This window comes from Variovorax sp. GW821-FHT09D05 (assembly GCF_059416325.1).
Genome location: NZ_JBWKOZ010000003.1, coordinates 619412 through 634909, shown reverse-complemented (window position 1 = coordinate 634909; position 15498 = coordinate 619412). Strand labels below are relative to the sequence as shown.

At 66.0% G+C, this 15498-nt stretch carries 14 protein-coding genes; 10 read left to right on the top strand and 4 right to left on the bottom strand.

What is annotated here, in order from left to right; translation table 11 throughout:
• The first annotated feature begins 88 nt into the window (after positions 1 to 88).
• The 4 genes from AC07O3_RS10945 to mmsB are packed head-to-tail and all read left to right on the top strand — an operon-like array spanning position 89 to position 4860.
• Complete coding sequence (locus AC07O3_RS10945) at positions 89 to 1612, top strand: CoA-acylating methylmalonate-semialdehyde dehydrogenase (protein ID WP_093073314.1); 1524 nt, start codon at positions 89 to 91, stop codon at positions 1610 to 1612.
• Positions 1613 to 1624: 12 nt separating this feature from the next.
• Positions 1625 to 2779 carry an acyl-CoA dehydrogenase family protein gene (locus AC07O3_RS10940; protein ID WP_426389091.1) on the top strand — a complete coding sequence of 385 codons (1155 nt, stop codon included), beginning with the start codon at positions 1625 to 1627 and terminating at the stop codon, positions 2777 to 2779.
• 28 nt (positions 2780 to 2807) lie between these two features.
• Positions 2808 to 3923: an enoyl-CoA hydratase/isomerase family protein gene (locus tag AC07O3_RS10935; protein ID WP_093176223.1), complete on the top strand. Its 1116-nt coding sequence runs from the start codon at positions 2808 to 2810 to the stop codon at positions 3921 to 3923.
• 40 nt (positions 3924 to 3963) lie between these two features.
• Positions 3964 to 4860 carry a 3-hydroxyisobutyrate dehydrogenase gene (gene mmsB / locus AC07O3_RS10930; RefSeq protein WP_495339299.1) on the top strand — a complete coding sequence of 299 codons (897 nt, stop codon included), beginning with the start codon at positions 3964 to 3966 and terminating at the stop codon, positions 4858 to 4860.
• Between the two features lie 151 nt (positions 4861 to 5011).
• Here the strand turns inward: mmsB and AC07O3_RS10925 are convergent, their stop codons facing one another.
• Positions 5012 to 6322 carry an MFS transporter gene (locus tag AC07O3_RS10925; protein ID WP_495339298.1) on the bottom strand — a complete coding sequence of 437 codons (1311 nt, stop codon included), beginning with the start codon at positions 6320 to 6322 and terminating at the stop codon, positions 5012 to 5014.
• Positions 6323 to 6440: 118 nt separating this feature from the next.
• On the opposite strand from AC07O3_RS10925, the gene gcvA reads away from it, so the two are divergent.
• Genes gcvA through AC07O3_RS10910 form a run of 3 tightly spaced genes read left to right on the top strand, consistent with a single transcriptional unit; the run spans position 6441 to position 8832 of the window.
• Positions 6441 to 7421, top strand: a complete 981-nt coding sequence (gcvA, locus tag AC07O3_RS10920; protein ID WP_093176214.1) for a transcriptional regulator GcvA — start codon at positions 6441 to 6443, stop codon at positions 7419 to 7421.
• Positions 7422 to 7453: 32 nt separating this feature from the next.
• On the top strand, positions 7454 to 8092 hold the full coding sequence (locus tag AC07O3_RS10915) for a DUF1345 domain-containing protein (RefSeq protein ID WP_495339297.1): 639 nt from the start codon (positions 7454 to 7456) through the stop codon (positions 8090 to 8092).
• Complete coding sequence (locus tag AC07O3_RS10910; protein ID WP_495339296.1) at positions 8089 to 8832, top strand: hypothetical protein; 744 nt, start codon at positions 8089 to 8091, stop codon at positions 8830 to 8832. Before AC07O3_RS10915 ends, AC07O3_RS10910 begins: the two co-directional genes overlap by 4 nt.
• A 13-nt stretch (positions 8833 to 8845) precedes the next feature.
• Here the strand turns inward: AC07O3_RS10910 and AC07O3_RS10905 are convergent, their stop codons facing one another.
• Complete coding sequence (locus AC07O3_RS10905) at positions 8846 to 9772, bottom strand: LysR family transcriptional regulator (RefSeq protein WP_093073326.1); 927 nt, start codon at positions 9770 to 9772, stop codon at positions 8846 to 8848.
• A 183-nt stretch (positions 9773 to 9955) separates the two neighbouring features.
• On the opposite strand from AC07O3_RS10905, the gene AC07O3_RS10900 reads away from it, so the two are divergent.
• Positions 9956 to 10810 carry a hypothetical protein gene (locus tag AC07O3_RS10900; protein ID WP_495339295.1) on the top strand — a complete coding sequence of 285 codons (855 nt, stop codon included), beginning with the start codon at positions 9956 to 9958 and terminating at the stop codon, positions 10808 to 10810.
• Here AC07O3_RS10900 and AC07O3_RS10895 read toward each other — a convergent pair.
• Entirely contained in the window at positions 10752 to 12254 is a 1503-nt protein-coding gene (locus AC07O3_RS10895) for a short-chain fatty acyl-CoA regulator family protein (protein WP_495339294.1), read from the bottom strand. The two genes, AC07O3_RS10900 and AC07O3_RS10895, sit on opposite strands and share 59 nt — an antisense overlap.
• Before the next feature lie 406 nt (positions 12255 to 12660).
• On the opposite strand from AC07O3_RS10895, the gene AC07O3_RS10890 reads away from it, so the two are divergent.
• Positions 12661 to 13014 carry an alpha/beta hydrolase gene (locus AC07O3_RS10890; protein ID WP_093073331.1) on the top strand — a complete coding sequence of 118 codons (354 nt, stop codon included), beginning with the start codon at positions 12661 to 12663 and terminating at the stop codon, positions 13012 to 13014.
• Between the two features lie 73 nt (positions 13015 to 13087).
• On the opposite strand, the gene AC07O3_RS10885 is transcribed toward AC07O3_RS10890, so the two are convergent.
• The gene (locus AC07O3_RS10885; protein ID WP_495339293.1) at positions 13088 to 13672 is read right to left on the bottom strand and encodes a DNA-3-methyladenine glycosylase I; all 585 of its coding nucleotides are present in this window, start codon (positions 13670 to 13672) and stop codon (positions 13088 to 13090) included.
• A 64-nt stretch (positions 13673 to 13736) separates the two neighbouring features.
• On the opposite strand from AC07O3_RS10885, the gene AC07O3_RS10880 reads away from it, so the two are divergent.
• Complete coding sequence (locus AC07O3_RS10880) at positions 13737 to 15476, top strand: dipeptidase (protein ID WP_495339292.1); 1740 nt, start codon at positions 13737 to 13739, stop codon at positions 15474 to 15476.
• Positions 15477 to 15498: the final 22 nt, after the last annotated feature.

Here is a 15498-nt window from a genome sequence, read left to right as displayed (position 1 = left end):
GTCATGGCAAATCTGCAAAGCTAGGATGCGTGACCGAACCGGCCAGACCGGCACCCGAATTTCACCGGATTCACAGGAGACAAACCCCATGGACGCCACCACCACGCCCTCGACCCAGGTCGCCACCGTCAAATTGCTGATCGGCGGCAAGCTGGTCGAATCGAAGACCACCGAATGGCGCGACGTCGTCAATCCGGCCACGCAGCAGGTGCTGGCCCGCGTGCCCTTCGCGACGCCGGCCGAGCTGGATGCCGCCGTGGCCTCTGCCAAGGAAGCCTTCAAGACCTGGCGCAAGACGCCCATTGGTGCGCGCGCCCGCATCTTCCTGAAGCTGCAGCAGCTCATTCGCGAACACATGGGCGAGCTCGCCGCGATCCTCACGGCCGAGCAGGGCAAGACGCTGCCCGACGCGGAGGGCGATGTGTTCCGCGGCCTCGAGGTGGTGGAGCACGCATCGAACATCGGCAACCTGCAGCTCGGCGAGCTGGCCAACAACGTGGCCAATGGCGTCGATACCTACACGCTGCTGCAGCCGCTGGGCGTGTGCGCCGGCATCACGCCGTTCAACTTCCCGGCCATGATTCCGCTGTGGATGTTCCCGATGGCCATCGTCACCGGCAACACCTTCGTGCTGAAGCCTTCCGAGCAGGACCCGATGGTCACCATGCGCCTGTGCGAACTGGCGCTGGAAGCCGGCATTCCGCCCGGCGTGCTGAACGTGGTGCATGGCGGCGAAGCCATCGTCAACGGCATCTGCGACCACAAGGACATCAAGGCGATCAGCTTCGTCGGCTCGACCAAGGTCGGCACACACGTCTACAACCGCGCCACGCTGAACGGCAAGCGCGCGCAATGCATGATGGGCGCGAAGAATCACGCCATCGTGATGCCCGACGCGAACAAGGAGCAGACGCTCAATGCGCTGGCCGGCGCGAGCTTCGGTGCCGCCGGTCAACGCTGCATGGCCGTGTCGGTCGCGGTGCTGGTGGGCGAGGCGCGCAACTGGGTGCCCGAGCTCATCGAGAAGGCGAAGACGCTGAAGATCGGCGCCGGCACTGAAAAGGGCGTGGACGTGGGCCCGCTGGTTTCGTGCGCGGCGTACGACCGCGTCAACAGCCTCATCGAACGTGGCGAAGCCGACGGTGCTCAACTGGTGCTCGACGGCCGCAAGCCCACCGTACCCGGCTACGAGAAGGGCAACTTCGTCGGCCCGACGATCTTCACCGGCGTGAAGCCCGGCATGACGATCTATGACCAGGAAATCTTCGGCCCGGTGCTTTGCATTGCCGATGCAGAGAACATCGACGAAGCCATCGAGCTGATCAACAGCAACCCGAACGGCAACGGCACGGCGATCTTCACGCAGTCGGGTGCCGCAGCGCGCCGGTTCCAGGAAGACATCGACGTGGGCCAGGTCGGCATCAACGTGCCGATTCCGGTGCCGGTTCCGATGTTCTCGTTCACCGGCTCGCGTGCGTCGAAGCTGGGCGACCTGGGCCCGTACGGCAAGCAGGTCATCATGTTCTACACGCAGACCAAGACGGTGACGGCACGCTGGTTCGACGACAGCACCGTCTCGCACGGCGTGAACACGACGATCAGCCTCAAGTAAGAAGTCCGCCGGATGGACTTCGAACTTTCCGAAGAGCAGCGCGCCTTCGCACAGACTGCGCGCGACTTTGCACAGGCCGAGTTCGCGCCGCACGCGGCGCAGTGGGACGCCGAGGCCATCTTCCCGAAGGAGGCCATCGCAAAGGCCGGCGAGCTGGGCTTCTGCGGCCTCTACGCGCCTGAGCGCGTCGGCGGCCTCGGCCTGCCGCGACTCGACGCAGCGCTGGTGTTCGAGGAGATGGCCGCGGTCGACCCCTCGACCACGGCCTTCATCACGATCCACAACATGGCGACGTGGATGCTCGGCACCTGGGCGACCGATGCGGTGGCGCAGCAGTGGGGCGAAGAACTGACGAGCGGGCGCAAGCTCGCCTCGTACTGCCTGACCGAGCCCGGCGCCGGTTCGGATGCTGGCTCGCTCAAGACGCGCGCCGAGCTGCAGGGCGCCGAGTACGTCATCAACGGCGGCAAGGCCTTCATCTCGGGCGCGGGCTCGACCGACGTGCTGGTGCTGATGGCGCGCACGGGTGGCGCGGGCGCGAGTGGCATCTCGGCCTTTGCGGTGCCGGCCGACGCGCCGGGCATCAGCTACGGCAAGAAGGAGCACAAGATGGGCTGGAACAGCCAGCCCACGCGCACCATCAATTTCGACAACGTGCGCATCCCCGCGCAGAACCTGCTGGGCAAGGAAGGCGAGGGCTTTCGCATCGCCATGAAAGGGCTGGACGGCGGGCGCATCAACATCGCGACCTGCTCGGTGGGTGCTGCGCAGGGCGCGCTGGATGCAGCGCGCCGCTACCTGCACGAGCGCCAGCAGTTCGGCAAGCCGCTCGCGAGCTTCCAGGCGCTGCAGTTCAAGCTGGCCGACATGGCGACCGAGCTGGTTGCTGCGCGGCAGATGGTGCGGCTCGCGGCATCGAAGCTCGATGCCGGCCATGCCGATGCGAGCACCTATTGCGCGATGGCCAAGCGCTTTGCGACCGATGCGGGTTTCAACGTCTGCAACGACGCGCTGCAGCTGCACGGGGGCTATGGCTACCTGAGCGAGTTCCCGCTGGAGCGGCTGGTTCGCGATGCGCGGGTTCACCAGATCCTCGAAGGCACCAACGAGATCATGCGCGTGATCGTTGCGCGAAAATTGCTGGAAGGGGACAGCGATATCCGCTGAAACCCCGCATCCAGAACCCCTCAAGACAATGACCGACTCCGTAGTTCTCTTCGACGAAATCAAGACCGCCGGTGGCCAGCGCTTTGCCGTGGCCACGCTCAACGCACCGGCTTCGCTCAACGCGCTGTCCGTGGACATGGTGCGCCTGCTCACGCCAAAGCTGCGCGAATGGGCGCAGGACGCCGGCATCGTCGGCGTGCTGCTGCAGGCGGCAGGCGAGAAGGCCTTCTGCGCCGGCGGCGACCTGCGCCAGCTCTACCAGACGCTGCTCGACTGCGGTCCCGCGCGCAACACCTACGCCGAAGACTTCTTCCGCGAAGAGTACGAGCTCGACTACCTGATCCACACCTTCCCCAAGCCCTTCCTGTGCTGGGGCCACGGCATCGTGATGGGCGGCGGCGTGGGCCTGTTGGCCGGTGCATCGCACCGCGTGATGACGCTGCAGAGCCGCATCGCGATGCCCGAGATCAACATCGGCCTGTACCCGGACGTGGGCGGCAGCTGGTTCCTGCGCCGCACGCCGGGCCGCACGGGGCTGTTTCTCGCGCTCACGGCCGCCAACGTCAACGCCGCCGACACCATCTTCTGCGGACTGGCCGACGTGCTGGTGCCGCAGGAGCGCAAGGGCGAAGTGCTCGAAGCTATCGGCGCCACGCAGTGGGCAGGCGAGCAGAAGGCCGACCGCGCCACGCTGTCGCGCATCCTCGCCAAGGCGGGCGAGGGCGCGGAGATGCCGGCCTCGAAGGTGCGAGAGCACTACGACACCATCAACGCCCTGATGGCTGGCGACGACCTGCTCGACATCGCGAAGCGCCTGCATGACCTGCAAAGCGACGACGCGTGGCTGCAGACGGCGGCCAAGACCTTCGCCAAGGGCGCGCCGAGCTCGGCCGCGCTGAGCTTCGAGCTGTGGCAGCGCGTGCTGCGCATGTCGCTGGCCGAAGTGTTCCGCCTCGAATACTGGGCTTCGCTGGGCTTCTGCGCGCACAAGGACTTTGCCGAAGGCATCCGCGCCGTGCTGGTCGACAAGGACCGCAACCCGCGCTGGAGCCCGGCCACGCTCGACGAGATCACGCCCGCCTTCATCGAAGACCACCTGCGCCCGCGCGGCGAAATGCCTGCCGAGCTGGCGTCGCTGGTCTGAGTTTCATCATTTCCCGCACAGAACAACGGAGACAAGACAAATGAAGATCGCATTCATCGGCCTCGGCAACATGGGCGGCCCGATGGCCATGAACCTGCTCAAGGCCGGCCACACGCTCAGCGCCTTCGACCTCTCGGCCGAGGCCAGCAAGAAGTTCGGCGGCGAGGGCCTGCCCATTGCCGCTTCGGCTGCAGAAGCGGTGGTCGACGCCGAAGTCGTCATCAGCATGCTGCCGGCCAGCGCGCATGTCGAGGGCCTGTTCCTCGGTGGCGCCGGCAAGCCCGGCCTGCTCGACAGCATTCGCGCCGGCACGCTGGTGATCGACAGCAGCACCATCGCAGCGGCCACGTCGCGCAAGGTGGCCGAAGCGGCCGCCGTCAAGGGCATCGCGATGATCGATGCGCCCGTGTCGGGCGGCACTGGCGGCGCGATTGCCGGTACGCTGACCTTCATGGTCGGTGGCGAAGTGCAAGACCTGGAGCGCGCGCGTCCGGTGCTCGAAAAGATGGGAGCCAACATCTTCCACGCTGGCGCTGCCGGTGCGGGTCAGACAGTGAAGATCTGCAACAACATGCTGCTCGGCATTTTGATGATCGGCACTTCGGAGGCGCTGGCGCTGGGCGTGGCCAACGGGCTCGATCCGAAGGTGCTGTCGGAGATCATGCGCCGCAGCTCGGGCGGCAACTGGGCGCTCGAGAAGTACAACCCGATGCCGGGCGTGATGGAAACCTCGCCCGCCTCGAAGAACTATGCCGGCGGCTTCGGCACCGACCTGATGCTCAAGGACCTGGGGCTCGCGCAGGAAAACGCGACCGCCGTGCGCGCGGCAACGCCGTTGGGTGGGTTGGCGCGCAGCCTCTATGCGGCACACAGCCTCGCGGGCCATGGCGCGCTCGATTTTTCGAGCGTGCTGAAGCTGGTGCAGAAGGCGCCCTGAGCCGGACGCTGGCGGTGGTCAGCCGTAGTGGGAGTGCAGAGCCCAAAGCAGGCCGATTACCACCACGAACAACACGGTGAAAAGCACCCAGGCGCGCATGATCGCCTGGTTTTCCGTGATTTCGGCAGGTGCAGCCGATGCGGGAGGCGGGCTAGGAGCGGCGGGCGGTGCTTGGGTCATGCCCGACTGTACCCCGCGGCGAGGCCGTGCTGGCCAGCTTTGCAGAAGCGTCCATCCGCGACATCGCCCACATGATGCCGGCCGCCACGAGGTTGGCCCCCACGCTGAAAAGGATCGGCAGCAGGTAGCTGCGGCTCACATCGAAGGCAAAGCCCGCGGCCGCCGGGCCGACCAGCGTGCCGAAGGCCACGCTGGTGTAGAGCACGCCGATGATCGCGCCGATGTTGCGTCCGCCGAAGTAGTCCATCACCAGCGCCGGCAGCAGCGCGACAAAGCCACCGTAGAACGCGCCGTAGAAAAACGCGAACACCGCCAGCCCCCAGAAGCCGCTGGACGCTGCCCACACGAGCAGCGACAGCGCCATGCCGGTCGACATCAGCAGCATGGTCTGCGCGCGTCCCATACGGTCGGCCAGCCCGCCCAGAAAGAAGCGCCCGGCCGTGCTGCCGACGCCGATGGCGCCCAGCAGCAGCACCGCATGCGCATTGGGCACGCCATGGTCCAGCGCGTAGGGCACCAGATGCACGAAGGGCACGAACAGGCCGAAGGAACTGATGAGGCAGGCCACGTACAGGCCGGCGAAGCGCCGCGAGCGCACGGCATCGCGCACCGTGAAGCCCTCGGCCTGGGCCGATGCAGCCTTCGGCTGCGGCGGATCGCCGTCGGGGCCGAGCCCGCGGTCGCGCGGGTCGTTCTCGATCAGCAGCGCCATGCCCACGCCTACCACCACCGCCAGCGCGCCTAGCGCCAGGTAGGCGTTCCGCCAGCCGAGCGTCTCGATGAAGAGCGAGGCCAGCGGCGGCATCACCAGCGTGCCCACGCCGATGCCGCTCACGGCCAGCCCCGAGGCAAAGCCGCGCCGCCTGACGAACCAGCGCTGCACAGCGCCCAGCACCGGCACGTACGACGCACCGACCCCGAGGCCGACGCCCAGCCCGTAGGCGAGATAGATCTGCGTCAGGCTTCGCGCCTGCCCCGCAAGCGCCAGCCCCAGCCCGACCAGCACCATGCCGGCGACGGCCAGCCGCCGCGAACCCCAGCGGTCGGCCAGCGGACCGCTGAGCACACCGAGGCCGAAGTAGAGAAAGCCTGCCAGCGAGAACACCAGCGAGACCGAGCCGCGCGAGGCACCGAAGTCTTTCTGCAGCGATTCGAGAAAGGCGCTGAAGGTGTAGGCGCTGCCGAAGCCGACGAAGGTCACGGCAAAGGCGCCTGCGACCACCAGCCAGCCGCGGAAGAGGCCGCCGGCTTGCGATGAGGTTGGCGTGTGGCTCAAGGGCATAGGCCTTTAAAGATCAGAATATCTGAATTGATTGATTTCGAGTGTGCGAATACTCCCGCTTATAAATCTGAGCCGCAAACCAGAATTTCTGCTATTACTGAATCAGAATTTCTAAATAATGGAACACCAGCTCCCGCCCCTCAACGCACTCCGCGCCTTCGAAGCCACGGCGCGCCATCTCTCGGTGAAGAACGCGGCGGACGAGCTGTGCGTGACCCCCGGCGCCGTGAGCCAGCTCGTCAAGACGCTGGAGCTGCATCTCGGCGTGCAGCTGTTCCGCCGCGTCAATCGCGGCGTCTTCCTGACCGACGCGGGCCAGGCCTATCTGCCGCCCGTGCGCAATGCCTTCAGGCAAATCAGCGATGCCACGCAGAAGGTGGCCGTGCCTGCGGAGACCGGCCTGCTCACCGTGAGCGCCACGCCGTTCTTTGCTTCCGCCTGGCTCGTGCCGCGCCTGAAGTCCTTCCAGGACGCACATCCCGACATCGACCTGCAGGTGCTGACCAGCAATGCGCTAGCCGATTTCTCGCGCGACGGCGTAGACGTCGCCATCCGTCACGGCATGGGCCAGTACCCCGGGCTTGCCAGCCAGCGCGTGCTCACGGTCGAGATGGTTCCCGTCGCCGCTCCCGCGCTGATCGTCGAATACGGCAAGCCGAAAAAGCCGGCCGACCTGCTGCGGTGGCCGCGCGTGAACGATGCCGATCGCAAGGGCTGGCGCCTGTGGTTCGAGGCGCAGGGCATCGAAGATGCCGGCCCGGCGCGCGGGCCTTCTTTCGACGACGCTAGCCTGTTGCTGCAGGCGGTGCTCGCAGGGCAGGGCGCGGCGCTGCTGCCCGCGGCCATGATGGCTCCCGAGATCGCGCAGGGCCGGCTCGTGCAGCTCTCGAAAGTGACGTGGCTCGAAGACTTCGCGTACTACCTCGTGTGCCCCGAGGGCAGCCGCGACCGGCCGAAAGTTGCGGCTTTTCGTGACTGGCTGCTCGGCGCGGTGCGCCAGAAAGGCGCTTCGTCAGGTAGCCGCAAGAGAGCATCGTCGACAGTCGCAGGTCAGGCCGTAGCGCCGCCACCCCGGCGGCGTGCCGTGCCCAAGCCTTGATGAAACTCCAGCGACACAGATTCCTCCGCCCGATGGCCGCCCGGCCGCGACTCTTCATTGCCACGGCCATCGCCATTGCGACCGGCGTGCTCATACCTTCGGCTGTCGAAGCCCACCTGGTCACGCGCCTGCTGATCGCGTGGAACACGGGAGCCTGCTTGTACGTGCTGCTGGCCGCGGTCATGATGACCCGGTCGTCGCAGCAGCACATGCGCTATCGCGCGCAGATGCAGGACGATGGGCAGATCGTCATCCTCGTGCTGGTGGTGGTGTCGGCCATTGCGAGCCTGGCGGCCATCGGCGGCGAACTCGCGGTGGTGAAGGACATGCACGGCCTGGAGAAGATCGCGCACATCACGCTGGCCGGGCTCACGGTGATGTCGTCGTGGGCCTTCACGCAGATCATGTTCACGCTGCACTACGCGCATGACTACTACGCCGGGGCGGGCCAGGGGCGAAAACCCGGCCTCCAGTTTCCGGAGGACGAACCGCCGACCTACGGCGATTTCTTCTACTTCTCCGCGGTGATCGGCACCTCGGGGCAGACGGCGGATGTGTCCTTCGTGTCCAAGCCTCTGCGGCGCATCGGCTCGGTGCATTGCATCCTGGCCTACCTCTTCAACACGACCGTGCTCGCGTTGCTCATCAACATCGGCGCGAGCATGTTTTGAGCACGCCGGCGCGCCATCGAAGATTCGCTGCTGCCGCGGCCCTGCTGTGCCTCGCGCCGGTCGCATGGGCCGACGATGAACCGGCCGAACTGCCATTCAAGCTCACCGTGGGCGCCTACCGGGTTTCCGGCGGCGGCCTGCCCGCGGGACCGGGGCTGGACATGAACCTGCGCTACACCTACGGAGACGGCAATGTCTGGATCGGCTGGTTCCGCTCGCCGGTACTCGACTTCGCGCAGCCGCGCGTGGGGTGGGACCACACCTTCACGCTGGGGCCGGTGCGGGTGCTGCCGTCGTTGCAGGCCGCCTCGGGTGGGTTCGTGGGCGGCAGCCTGGCGGTGGAAACCGGCGACAGCTGGTTCGTCGGCACGGGGCTGGGCCGCACCAACCTTCGCAACTACGCGAACCTGAACTTCGACCCGAACGATTCGTACACGGTGTATGGCGGCTACAAGTGGACGGACGGCACGGCGCTGTCGCTCTCGCTGATCCGCGACAACCGGCTGAACCCCGACCAGCAGGACGTGCATCTGATCTACCGCGTGCCGTTGCCCGAGCGGCAACGCCTGACTGTCGACCTGCTGGCCAAGCAGGGCACTGTCGATGGCCGGTTCATTCGCCGCGCGGGCCTGACAGTCACCTACGACTGGCCGCGCTGGTTCGTTCGCGCGGCCTACGACCCGAAGGTGAACTTCACCGCGCAGGACATGGTGCGGCTGTCGGTGGGCACGCGGTTCTGAAGAGAAAAAACGCTCAGAGCAGTTCGATTCCCGGCAGGCTCCTGAAGCAGTTCTCTCGCGTGATGCGCACGAAGTCCGCCAGCCACGGCTGCTCCGACGTGCCCGGCGTGCATGCCATGTAGAGCCGCCCCGTCAACCCCTTGCTGCCCACGCGCCGGGCTGTGACGTAGCCGCGGTCCAGGTAGTTCTGCACCGCCCACAGCGGCAGTGTTGCCACGCCGCGCCCGCTGGCTACCAACTGCAGCATTGCCACCGTGAGCTCGGTCGTGCGCCGGTGCGCAGGCTCCGCGCCCGCAGGCGCCAGCACCTGCCGCACGACGTCGATCACTTCATCGGGCACGGGGTAGGTGATGAGCGTCTGGTCGGTGAAGTGGCGCGCCGTGAGGTAAGCCTTGGCCGTCAGTGGATGGTCGTTGGCCAGCAGGGCCATGATTTCGAAGCGGAACAGCGCGTGATAGTCCACCGCTTCGTCGGAGCCTTCCCTGGACACGACCGCCACTTCGGCGCGGTTCTGCGTCACCAGCGCGATCGGGTCGGAGTGAAAGCCCGAGACGATGTCGAGCTCGATCTCGGGCCAGCGTTGGCGGAACGCATCCATTGCCGGCATGAGCCAGTCGAAGCAGGCGTGGCACTCGACCACGATGCGCAGCTGGCCACTGCGCCCCAGCGCGAGCCGCGCCACGTCGCGCTCGGCTTCTTCGATGAGCGGCAGCGCCGTGTCGGCCAACTGAAGCAGACGCAGGCCGGTGGTGCTGAACTGCGGTGGCACCGACTTGCGCTCGAACAGCTGTGCGTCGTAGCGGTCTTCGAGCAGCTTGATCTGGTGCGACAGCGCCGATTGCGTAAGGTTGAGCAATTGCGCCGCGCGCACCAGGCTGCCGGTGTCGCGAAGCGCGATGAGCGTGCGCAGATGACGTATTTCGAGGATCGACTGGAGCATGAAAATTATTCAATCGAATTTGCGAAATATCTCGGTTGAATCATATGCCTCGCGGCCGGTCACATCCAGTTGCTTGGCTGCAAGCCGGCACGTTTCGATTCCATGGCGACGAGCCTGAACTTTTGCGTTACTTCACAAGATGGCGCGACGTGGGGAGCGGGCAGGTGTGCCAATAATGGCACCATGCTCTCTCCGAACCGTCTTTCGCCGTTCCGTTTCTCCCTGTTGCTTTTGCTGTTTCTGGCCCCGTTGATGGGCTGGGCGCAGAACCGCGCGGAAGCACTCCTGCAGTTCGAAGGCGTGCAGGCGCGCTACCAGGCTTCTTATGCACCCGGCGCTGTCGCGCGCGGAGCGAAGGAGCTGCTTGACCCCGATGACCAAGCCATCGCCGACAAGGCGCTCAAGGCGCTGGACACGGCTGCCACGCGCGCATTCAACACAGCCGCCTCGGTGTCCGCTATCCAGCAGGAAGTGGCATCGGCAGGCAACGGCGGTGCCGCACTCAGCCCGCAAGTGCAGGCCGCTGTGGCCCGCTTCGTGAAGCTGCGTACCGACTACACCGCGATGAGCGAGGCCAGCAGGGCCGAGTTCTTCAACCGCGAGCGCGCCAAGCCGGCCGACCCAGCGCGCACCGAACTGCTCGAACGCACGGCCGTGGCCGATGTTCGCGAGATCGACTTTTCAAGCCAGCTGCTGATGAGCGCGGTGGTCAAGCAACTGGCGCGCGGCAACGGCGGACAACTCAGCTCGCTGCCGGACCGCACGCTCGACATGGCTCTCGACACGCTGTGGTCGCGTGGTGTGACGTCGACGCGCCCGCGCAACCTGATGCTGGTGGCGCGCGAGTTCGAAAAGCAGATAACGCAGGCACTGCTCGCCGCGCTGCCCGATGCCGATGTGGCCGCCTTGCTGGCCTGGCGCAACGACCCGCAGGCCGCGGCCGAGCGCGAGGCCCTGGTGGGCACCTACCGCGCCGAGGTCAAGGGGAGCGGCGGGGTCGCGCTGCGGACCCTGGTGCGCGCCTGGCCGCGCTCCTGACGATCGCGTTGTTGCCGGACGGTGCTGCCGCGTAAGGCATGAACCGGCTCTGGTTCTCGTCCACGTCGAGCGGCCGGCCCACGAACGGAAGCGCGCGCTGCGGGCAGGCCTCGCGCTCGCACACCTTGCAGCCCGCGCCGATGGGTGTGGGCACATCGGGATCGCGCAAGTCCATGCCCTTTGAATAGACCAGCCGCGTGGCGTGGCTGATGTCGCAGCCCAGCCCGATCGAGAAGGTCTTGTTGGGCGAACCGTAGCCGCGATAGCCGTGCGACACGGTGCGTGCAATCCAGAGATAGGCGCGTCCGTCTGGCATGCGAGCGAGCTGCGTGAGCACGCGGCCTGGCTGCGCGAAGGCCTCGTACACGTTCCACAACGGGCAGGTGCCGCCGGTCTTCGAGAAGTGGAAGTGCGTGGCCGATTGCCGCTTCGAGATGTTGCCCGCGCGATCGACGCGGATCAGGAAGAAAGGCACGCCTCGCGCCTCGGGCCGCTGCAGCGAACTCAGGCGGTGGCAGATGGTCTCGAAGCCCACGCCGAAGCGGCGCGCCAGCTGGTCGATGTCGTAGCGCAACTGCTCGGCAGTTTCGAGGAACTCGCCGTAGGGCAGCAGCAGCGCGGCGGCGAAGTAGTTGGCCAGGCCGATGCGCGCCAGCGAGCGAGCGGTGTCGCTCGACAGCGGCGCGGCGGCCACCAGCTCGTCGAGCATGTCGCCCACTTCGAAGAAGGCGAGCTGCGTGGCGAGCTGGAATGCATGCTGCCCGGGCTCCAGGTAGGGCGAGAGCCTCAGCACGCGCGAGCCCGGGTCGTAGCGCCGCTGCGCGCCGGCCTCGCCGTCTTCGGCGGGCACAACCCGCACGCCATGCGCATCGAGCAACTGGCGCGCGAGGCGGTCGCCGGGGTTGCCTTCGCGCAGGCGCCATTGCGCGGCGAGGGCTTCGGCCGCTTCATCGAGCGGCGCGATGTGGTTCTGGTGCGCGAAAAAGAAGTCGCGCACTTCCTCGAAGGGCATGGGCCGCGCCTGCGGCATTCGTGCGAGATCACCGCGTCCGTCGCCGAGTTCGCCTGCCAGTGCTTCGAGCCGCTCCATCGCATCGCGATGGCGCTGGTGCAGCGCGACCAATGCGCGGCCCACGGCGGGCATCTGGGTGGCGACTTCGCGCAGCTCGGCCAGCGCGACGGCATCGCCGCCGGGGTTGTCGGCCAGTGCCTCGCGCAGGCTGGCGATGAGGCGCGCTTCTTCGTCTTCGGAGAAGGCCTGGATGTCGACGCCCAGCGTGGCATGCAGGCGCAGAAGCACCGGCACCGTGAGCGGCCGCTGGTTCTGCTCGATCTGGTTCAGGTAGCTGGGCGACAGGCCCAACTGCTGCGCGAGCGCGAGCTGGCTCAGGCCGCGCTCCTCGCGCAGGCTGCGCAGCCGCACGCCCATGAAAGTCTTCTTCATCGCTTGATCCGGTTATTTGCAAGATTCGCAAATACGGCGAGGCTCATTCGCAACCATTTGCCCAATCAAGCCGTCATTATGGGCAAGATCTTTCTTGAATTGCGAATTGTGCAAAGCTCGCGGACCGGGCCCATTGGGGCGACAGAGAGCTTGCAGGGCGCAGTAGCTGGCATGCAACGTGCTTGGATTTGCTTGCGCGATGCTCGTCACTTGACGGGCTAGAAGAAAAGTACACAAACTAACCGCAGTTCCGGCGACCGAAAGGGCAGTTGAGTTAGCCTCAACCGAAAGTTCCTCGTTATTGTTTCAATTTCATGAACACTGCGATTCGATTGAGCGGGGGTTTACCCTAGGAATCGCGGTGCACACTTGGGGCACCCAAAAGCCCAATGAAGAAGGAATTGAAATGAAGACCTCGAACATCCTCGCTGCCGCCGCTCTGTCCCTGCTCGCCGCCGCTGGCGCCCATGCAGAAACCTACGAAGGCGTTCAGCCCCTGACCTCTGGCTACAGCCGCGCCGAAGTGGCGCCCCAAGCCGTGGCAGCTGCCCGTGCCGGCAACGCTTATGGCGACAACGAAGGCGCTGCGTCGACCGCAACGCCCGCCCTGGCCGCTTCGGTCGACCGCGCCACTGTTCGCAGCGAGGCTGTGGCCGCTGCACACGCACCTGGCCAGAACCTGCGTCCCGAAACCTTCGCTGGCAGCGTGATCCCCTCGCAAGCGAAGGGCCTGACCTTCACGCGTCAAGCCGGCCTGTAATTGAAGGCGGCGCAAGCCGCCTCAGTCACACGTCAATAAAAAACCGGACCTGCGAAAGCAGCGTCCGGTTTTTTCATTGGGGCTTGGGTTTGTGTTTGGCGCCGTGCCGGTGGCAGTCGTGCGCGTGGTCGTCCACGATGCCTGTGGCCTGCATCCACGCGTAGACGATGACGGGGCCCACGAACTTGAAGCCGCGCTTCTTGAGCGCCGCGGAAATATCCTCCGACAGCGGCGTCTTCACCGGAACGCTACCGGTGCGGTTGACGATGGGCTTGCCGCCCACCATGCCCCAGATGAATTCGGAGAAATCTTCGCCCGCCGCCTGCATCGCGAGGTAGGCACGCGCGTTGCCGATGGTGGCCTCGATCTTCGAGCGCGAGCGCACGATGCCGGCGTCCTGCATCAGCCGCTCGACATCGGCCTCGGTGAATTTGACGATCTTCTCCGGCACGAAGCCTTTGAAGGCCTTGCGGAACGCATCGCGCTTGCGCAGGATGGTGAGCCACGAGAGGCCAGCCTGGAAGCCGTCGAGCATGAGCTTTTCCCACAGCGCGCGGCTGTCGCGCTCGGGCACGCCCCATTCGGCGTCGTGATAGGCGGCCAGCAGCGGGTCGGTCTGGGCCCAGGCGCAGCGGATCTTGTCGGTGCTGTTGCTCATTGTTCGTTCGATTCTTTGCTCGGCTATCGTCGGGGAGTGTTTTCAGAATGAGGGGGAGACCCTGATGCAGCATTTTCGATTTTCATTGTCGGCGCTTTCCTTGGGCGTCGCGCTCGCCCTTGGTGCGCAGGCGCACGCCGAAACCATCAAGAAGCCCCAACTCGATCAGCTCGCCGCCGCGTGGCAGGCCGGCAAGCCGGCCGCCGACTTCAACGCCTTCCTTGCGCAGGCTGCAAAGAGCCAGCCCGCGTTGCAGAGCAGCGTGAATGCGTACCGCAGCAAGAAGGCCTCGCTGGCCGGCGACGACCTCGTCAACATCGCGCGCCTGCTCGGCCTCTACAACCGCCTGAAGAACCAGCAGGCCGTGATTGCGAGCATCGGCACCATGGTGGCGATTCCGACGGTGCGCAACGTGCAGGTGCCGCCCCATGAAAGTGCGCCGATCATCGAGTTCGGTCAGCTGGTGCAGAAGATGGCGACCGACTTCGGGCTTGCCTACCGCAACGTCGACAACCGCATCTTCGAAGTCAGCCTCAAGGGCAAAGGCGGCGAGGAGTTCGGCATCCTCACGCATTCCGACGTGGTGCCTGCGGTGCTGTCCGAATGGGTGCTCGACGATGGCACGCGGCTCGACCCCTTCAAGATGACCCGCATCGGCGACTTTCTCTACGGCCGCGGCACCATCGACGACAAGGGCTCGATCGCCGCAGTGCTCTACGCGATGAAGGCCGTGAAGGAAAGCGGCCTGCCCATCGAGCGCAGCATCCGCCTGATGATCGAGACCACCGAGGAAACCGGCGGCGACGCGATGCAGTACTACCGCACGAAGACGCAGCTGCCGGCCTACAACATCGTGCTCGACAGCAAGTACCCGGCCGTGGTGGCAGAGAAGGGCTCGGGCGCGCTGAAGGTGTTGTTCCCGGCGGAGCAGGCGGATGGTGCATCGACAGCCATCACGGCCATGAGCGGCGCCGCATCGGCCAACGCGATTTCGCAGACGGCGATGGCCACGCTCAAGGGCGGCGACCTCGCGGCCGCGCTCGCAAAGCTCGAAGCAGCAAAGCCGGCCTTCCTGCAGAAATACGAAGGGCAGGGCGGCAAGTTCGCCATCGACATTGCGCGCGGCGCCGACGGCATCGAGCTGAAAGTGACAGGCGTTTCGGCCCATGGTTCGCGGCCAGAGGAAGGCGTGAATCCGCTGCCGCGCCTCGCGCTGTTCCTGCAGGAGTCCAGCGTGCCACTGGCCGCCAACCACTACCTGAAGGCCGTGAAGTACATCGACGCGCTCTACGGTACCGGCTACCTCGGCGAGAAGATGGGACTGGGCTACGCCGACGACTTCATGGGCCCGCTGACCTTCTCGCCCAACCTCGTGCGCATGGGCAATGACGGCAGGCTCGAAGTCACGGTCAACACGCGCATGCCGCGCGGACGCACGCCCGATGAACTGAAGGCGCAGGTCACGTCGAAGATCGATGCGTGGGCGAGCGCGAACAACGTGAAGCTCGAGGTTGCCTACGACCAGGGCAACTGGATGGCGCGCGACCCCAAGGGCGCGTGGCTCTCGACCCTCCTGAACATCTACGGCGACACCACCGGCCTCGAGGCCAAGCCGGTGCCCACGGCTGGCAGCACCACCGCGAAGCTGATGCCCAACGCCATCAACTTCGGCCCCGCGATGCCCGGCAAGAAGTACACGGCGCACAACGCCAAGGAGTACAAGGAAGTGCCCGACCTCGACGCCGACATGCAGATGTTCACCGAGATGCTGGTGCGCATCGGCAACCTGCAGCAGATGCAGTAACGCACGCGGTTGGCGAACTTAA

Bases quoted from the DNA above. Each gene is read 5' to 3' on its own strand.
- AC07O3_RS10945 (WP_093073314.1), top strand. From the start codon at position 89: ATGGACGCCACCACCACGCCCTCGACCCAGGTCGCCACCGTCAAATTG.
- AC07O3_RS10940 (WP_426389091.1), top strand. From the start codon at position 1,625: ATGGACTTCGAACTTTCCGAAGAGCAGCGCGCCTTCGCACAGACTGCG.
- AC07O3_RS10935 (WP_093176223.1), top strand. From the start codon at position 2,808: ATGACCGACTCCGTAGTTCTCTTCGACGAAATCAAGACCGCCGGTGGC.
- mmsB (WP_495339299.1), top strand. From the start codon at position 3,964: ATGAAGATCGCATTCATCGGCCTCGGCAACATGGGCGGCCCGATGGCC.
- AC07O3_RS10925 (WP_495339298.1), bottom strand. From the start codon at position 6,322: ATGCCCTTGAGCCACACGCCAACCTCATCGCAAGCCGGCGGCCTCTTC.
- gcvA (WP_093176214.1), top strand. From the start codon at position 6,441: ATGGAACACCAGCTCCCGCCCCTCAACGCACTCCGCGCCTTCGAAGCC.
- AC07O3_RS10915 (WP_495339297.1), top strand. From the start codon at position 7,454: ATGGCCGCCCGGCCGCGACTCTTCATTGCCACGGCCATCGCCATTGCG.
- AC07O3_RS10905 (WP_093073326.1), bottom strand. From the start codon at position 9,772: ATGCTCCAGTCGATCCTCGAAATACGTCATCTGCGCACGCTCATCGCG.
- AC07O3_RS10900 (WP_495339295.1), top strand. From the start codon at position 9,956: ATGCTCTCTCCGAACCGTCTTTCGCCGTTCCGTTTCTCCCTGTTGCTT.
- AC07O3_RS10895 (WP_495339294.1), bottom strand. From the start codon at position 12,254: ATGAAGAAGACTTTCATGGGCGTGCGGCTGCGCAGCCTGCGCGAGGAG.
- AC07O3_RS10890 (WP_093073331.1), top strand. From the start codon at position 12,661: ATGAAGACCTCGAACATCCTCGCTGCCGCCGCTCTGTCCCTGCTCGCC.
- AC07O3_RS10885 (WP_495339293.1), bottom strand. From the start codon at position 13,672: ATGAGCAACAGCACCGACAAGATCCGCTGCGCCTGGGCCCAGACCGAC.
- AC07O3_RS10880 (WP_495339292.1), top strand. From the start codon at position 13,737: ATGCAGCATTTTCGATTTTCATTGTCGGCGCTTTCCTTGGGCGTCGCG.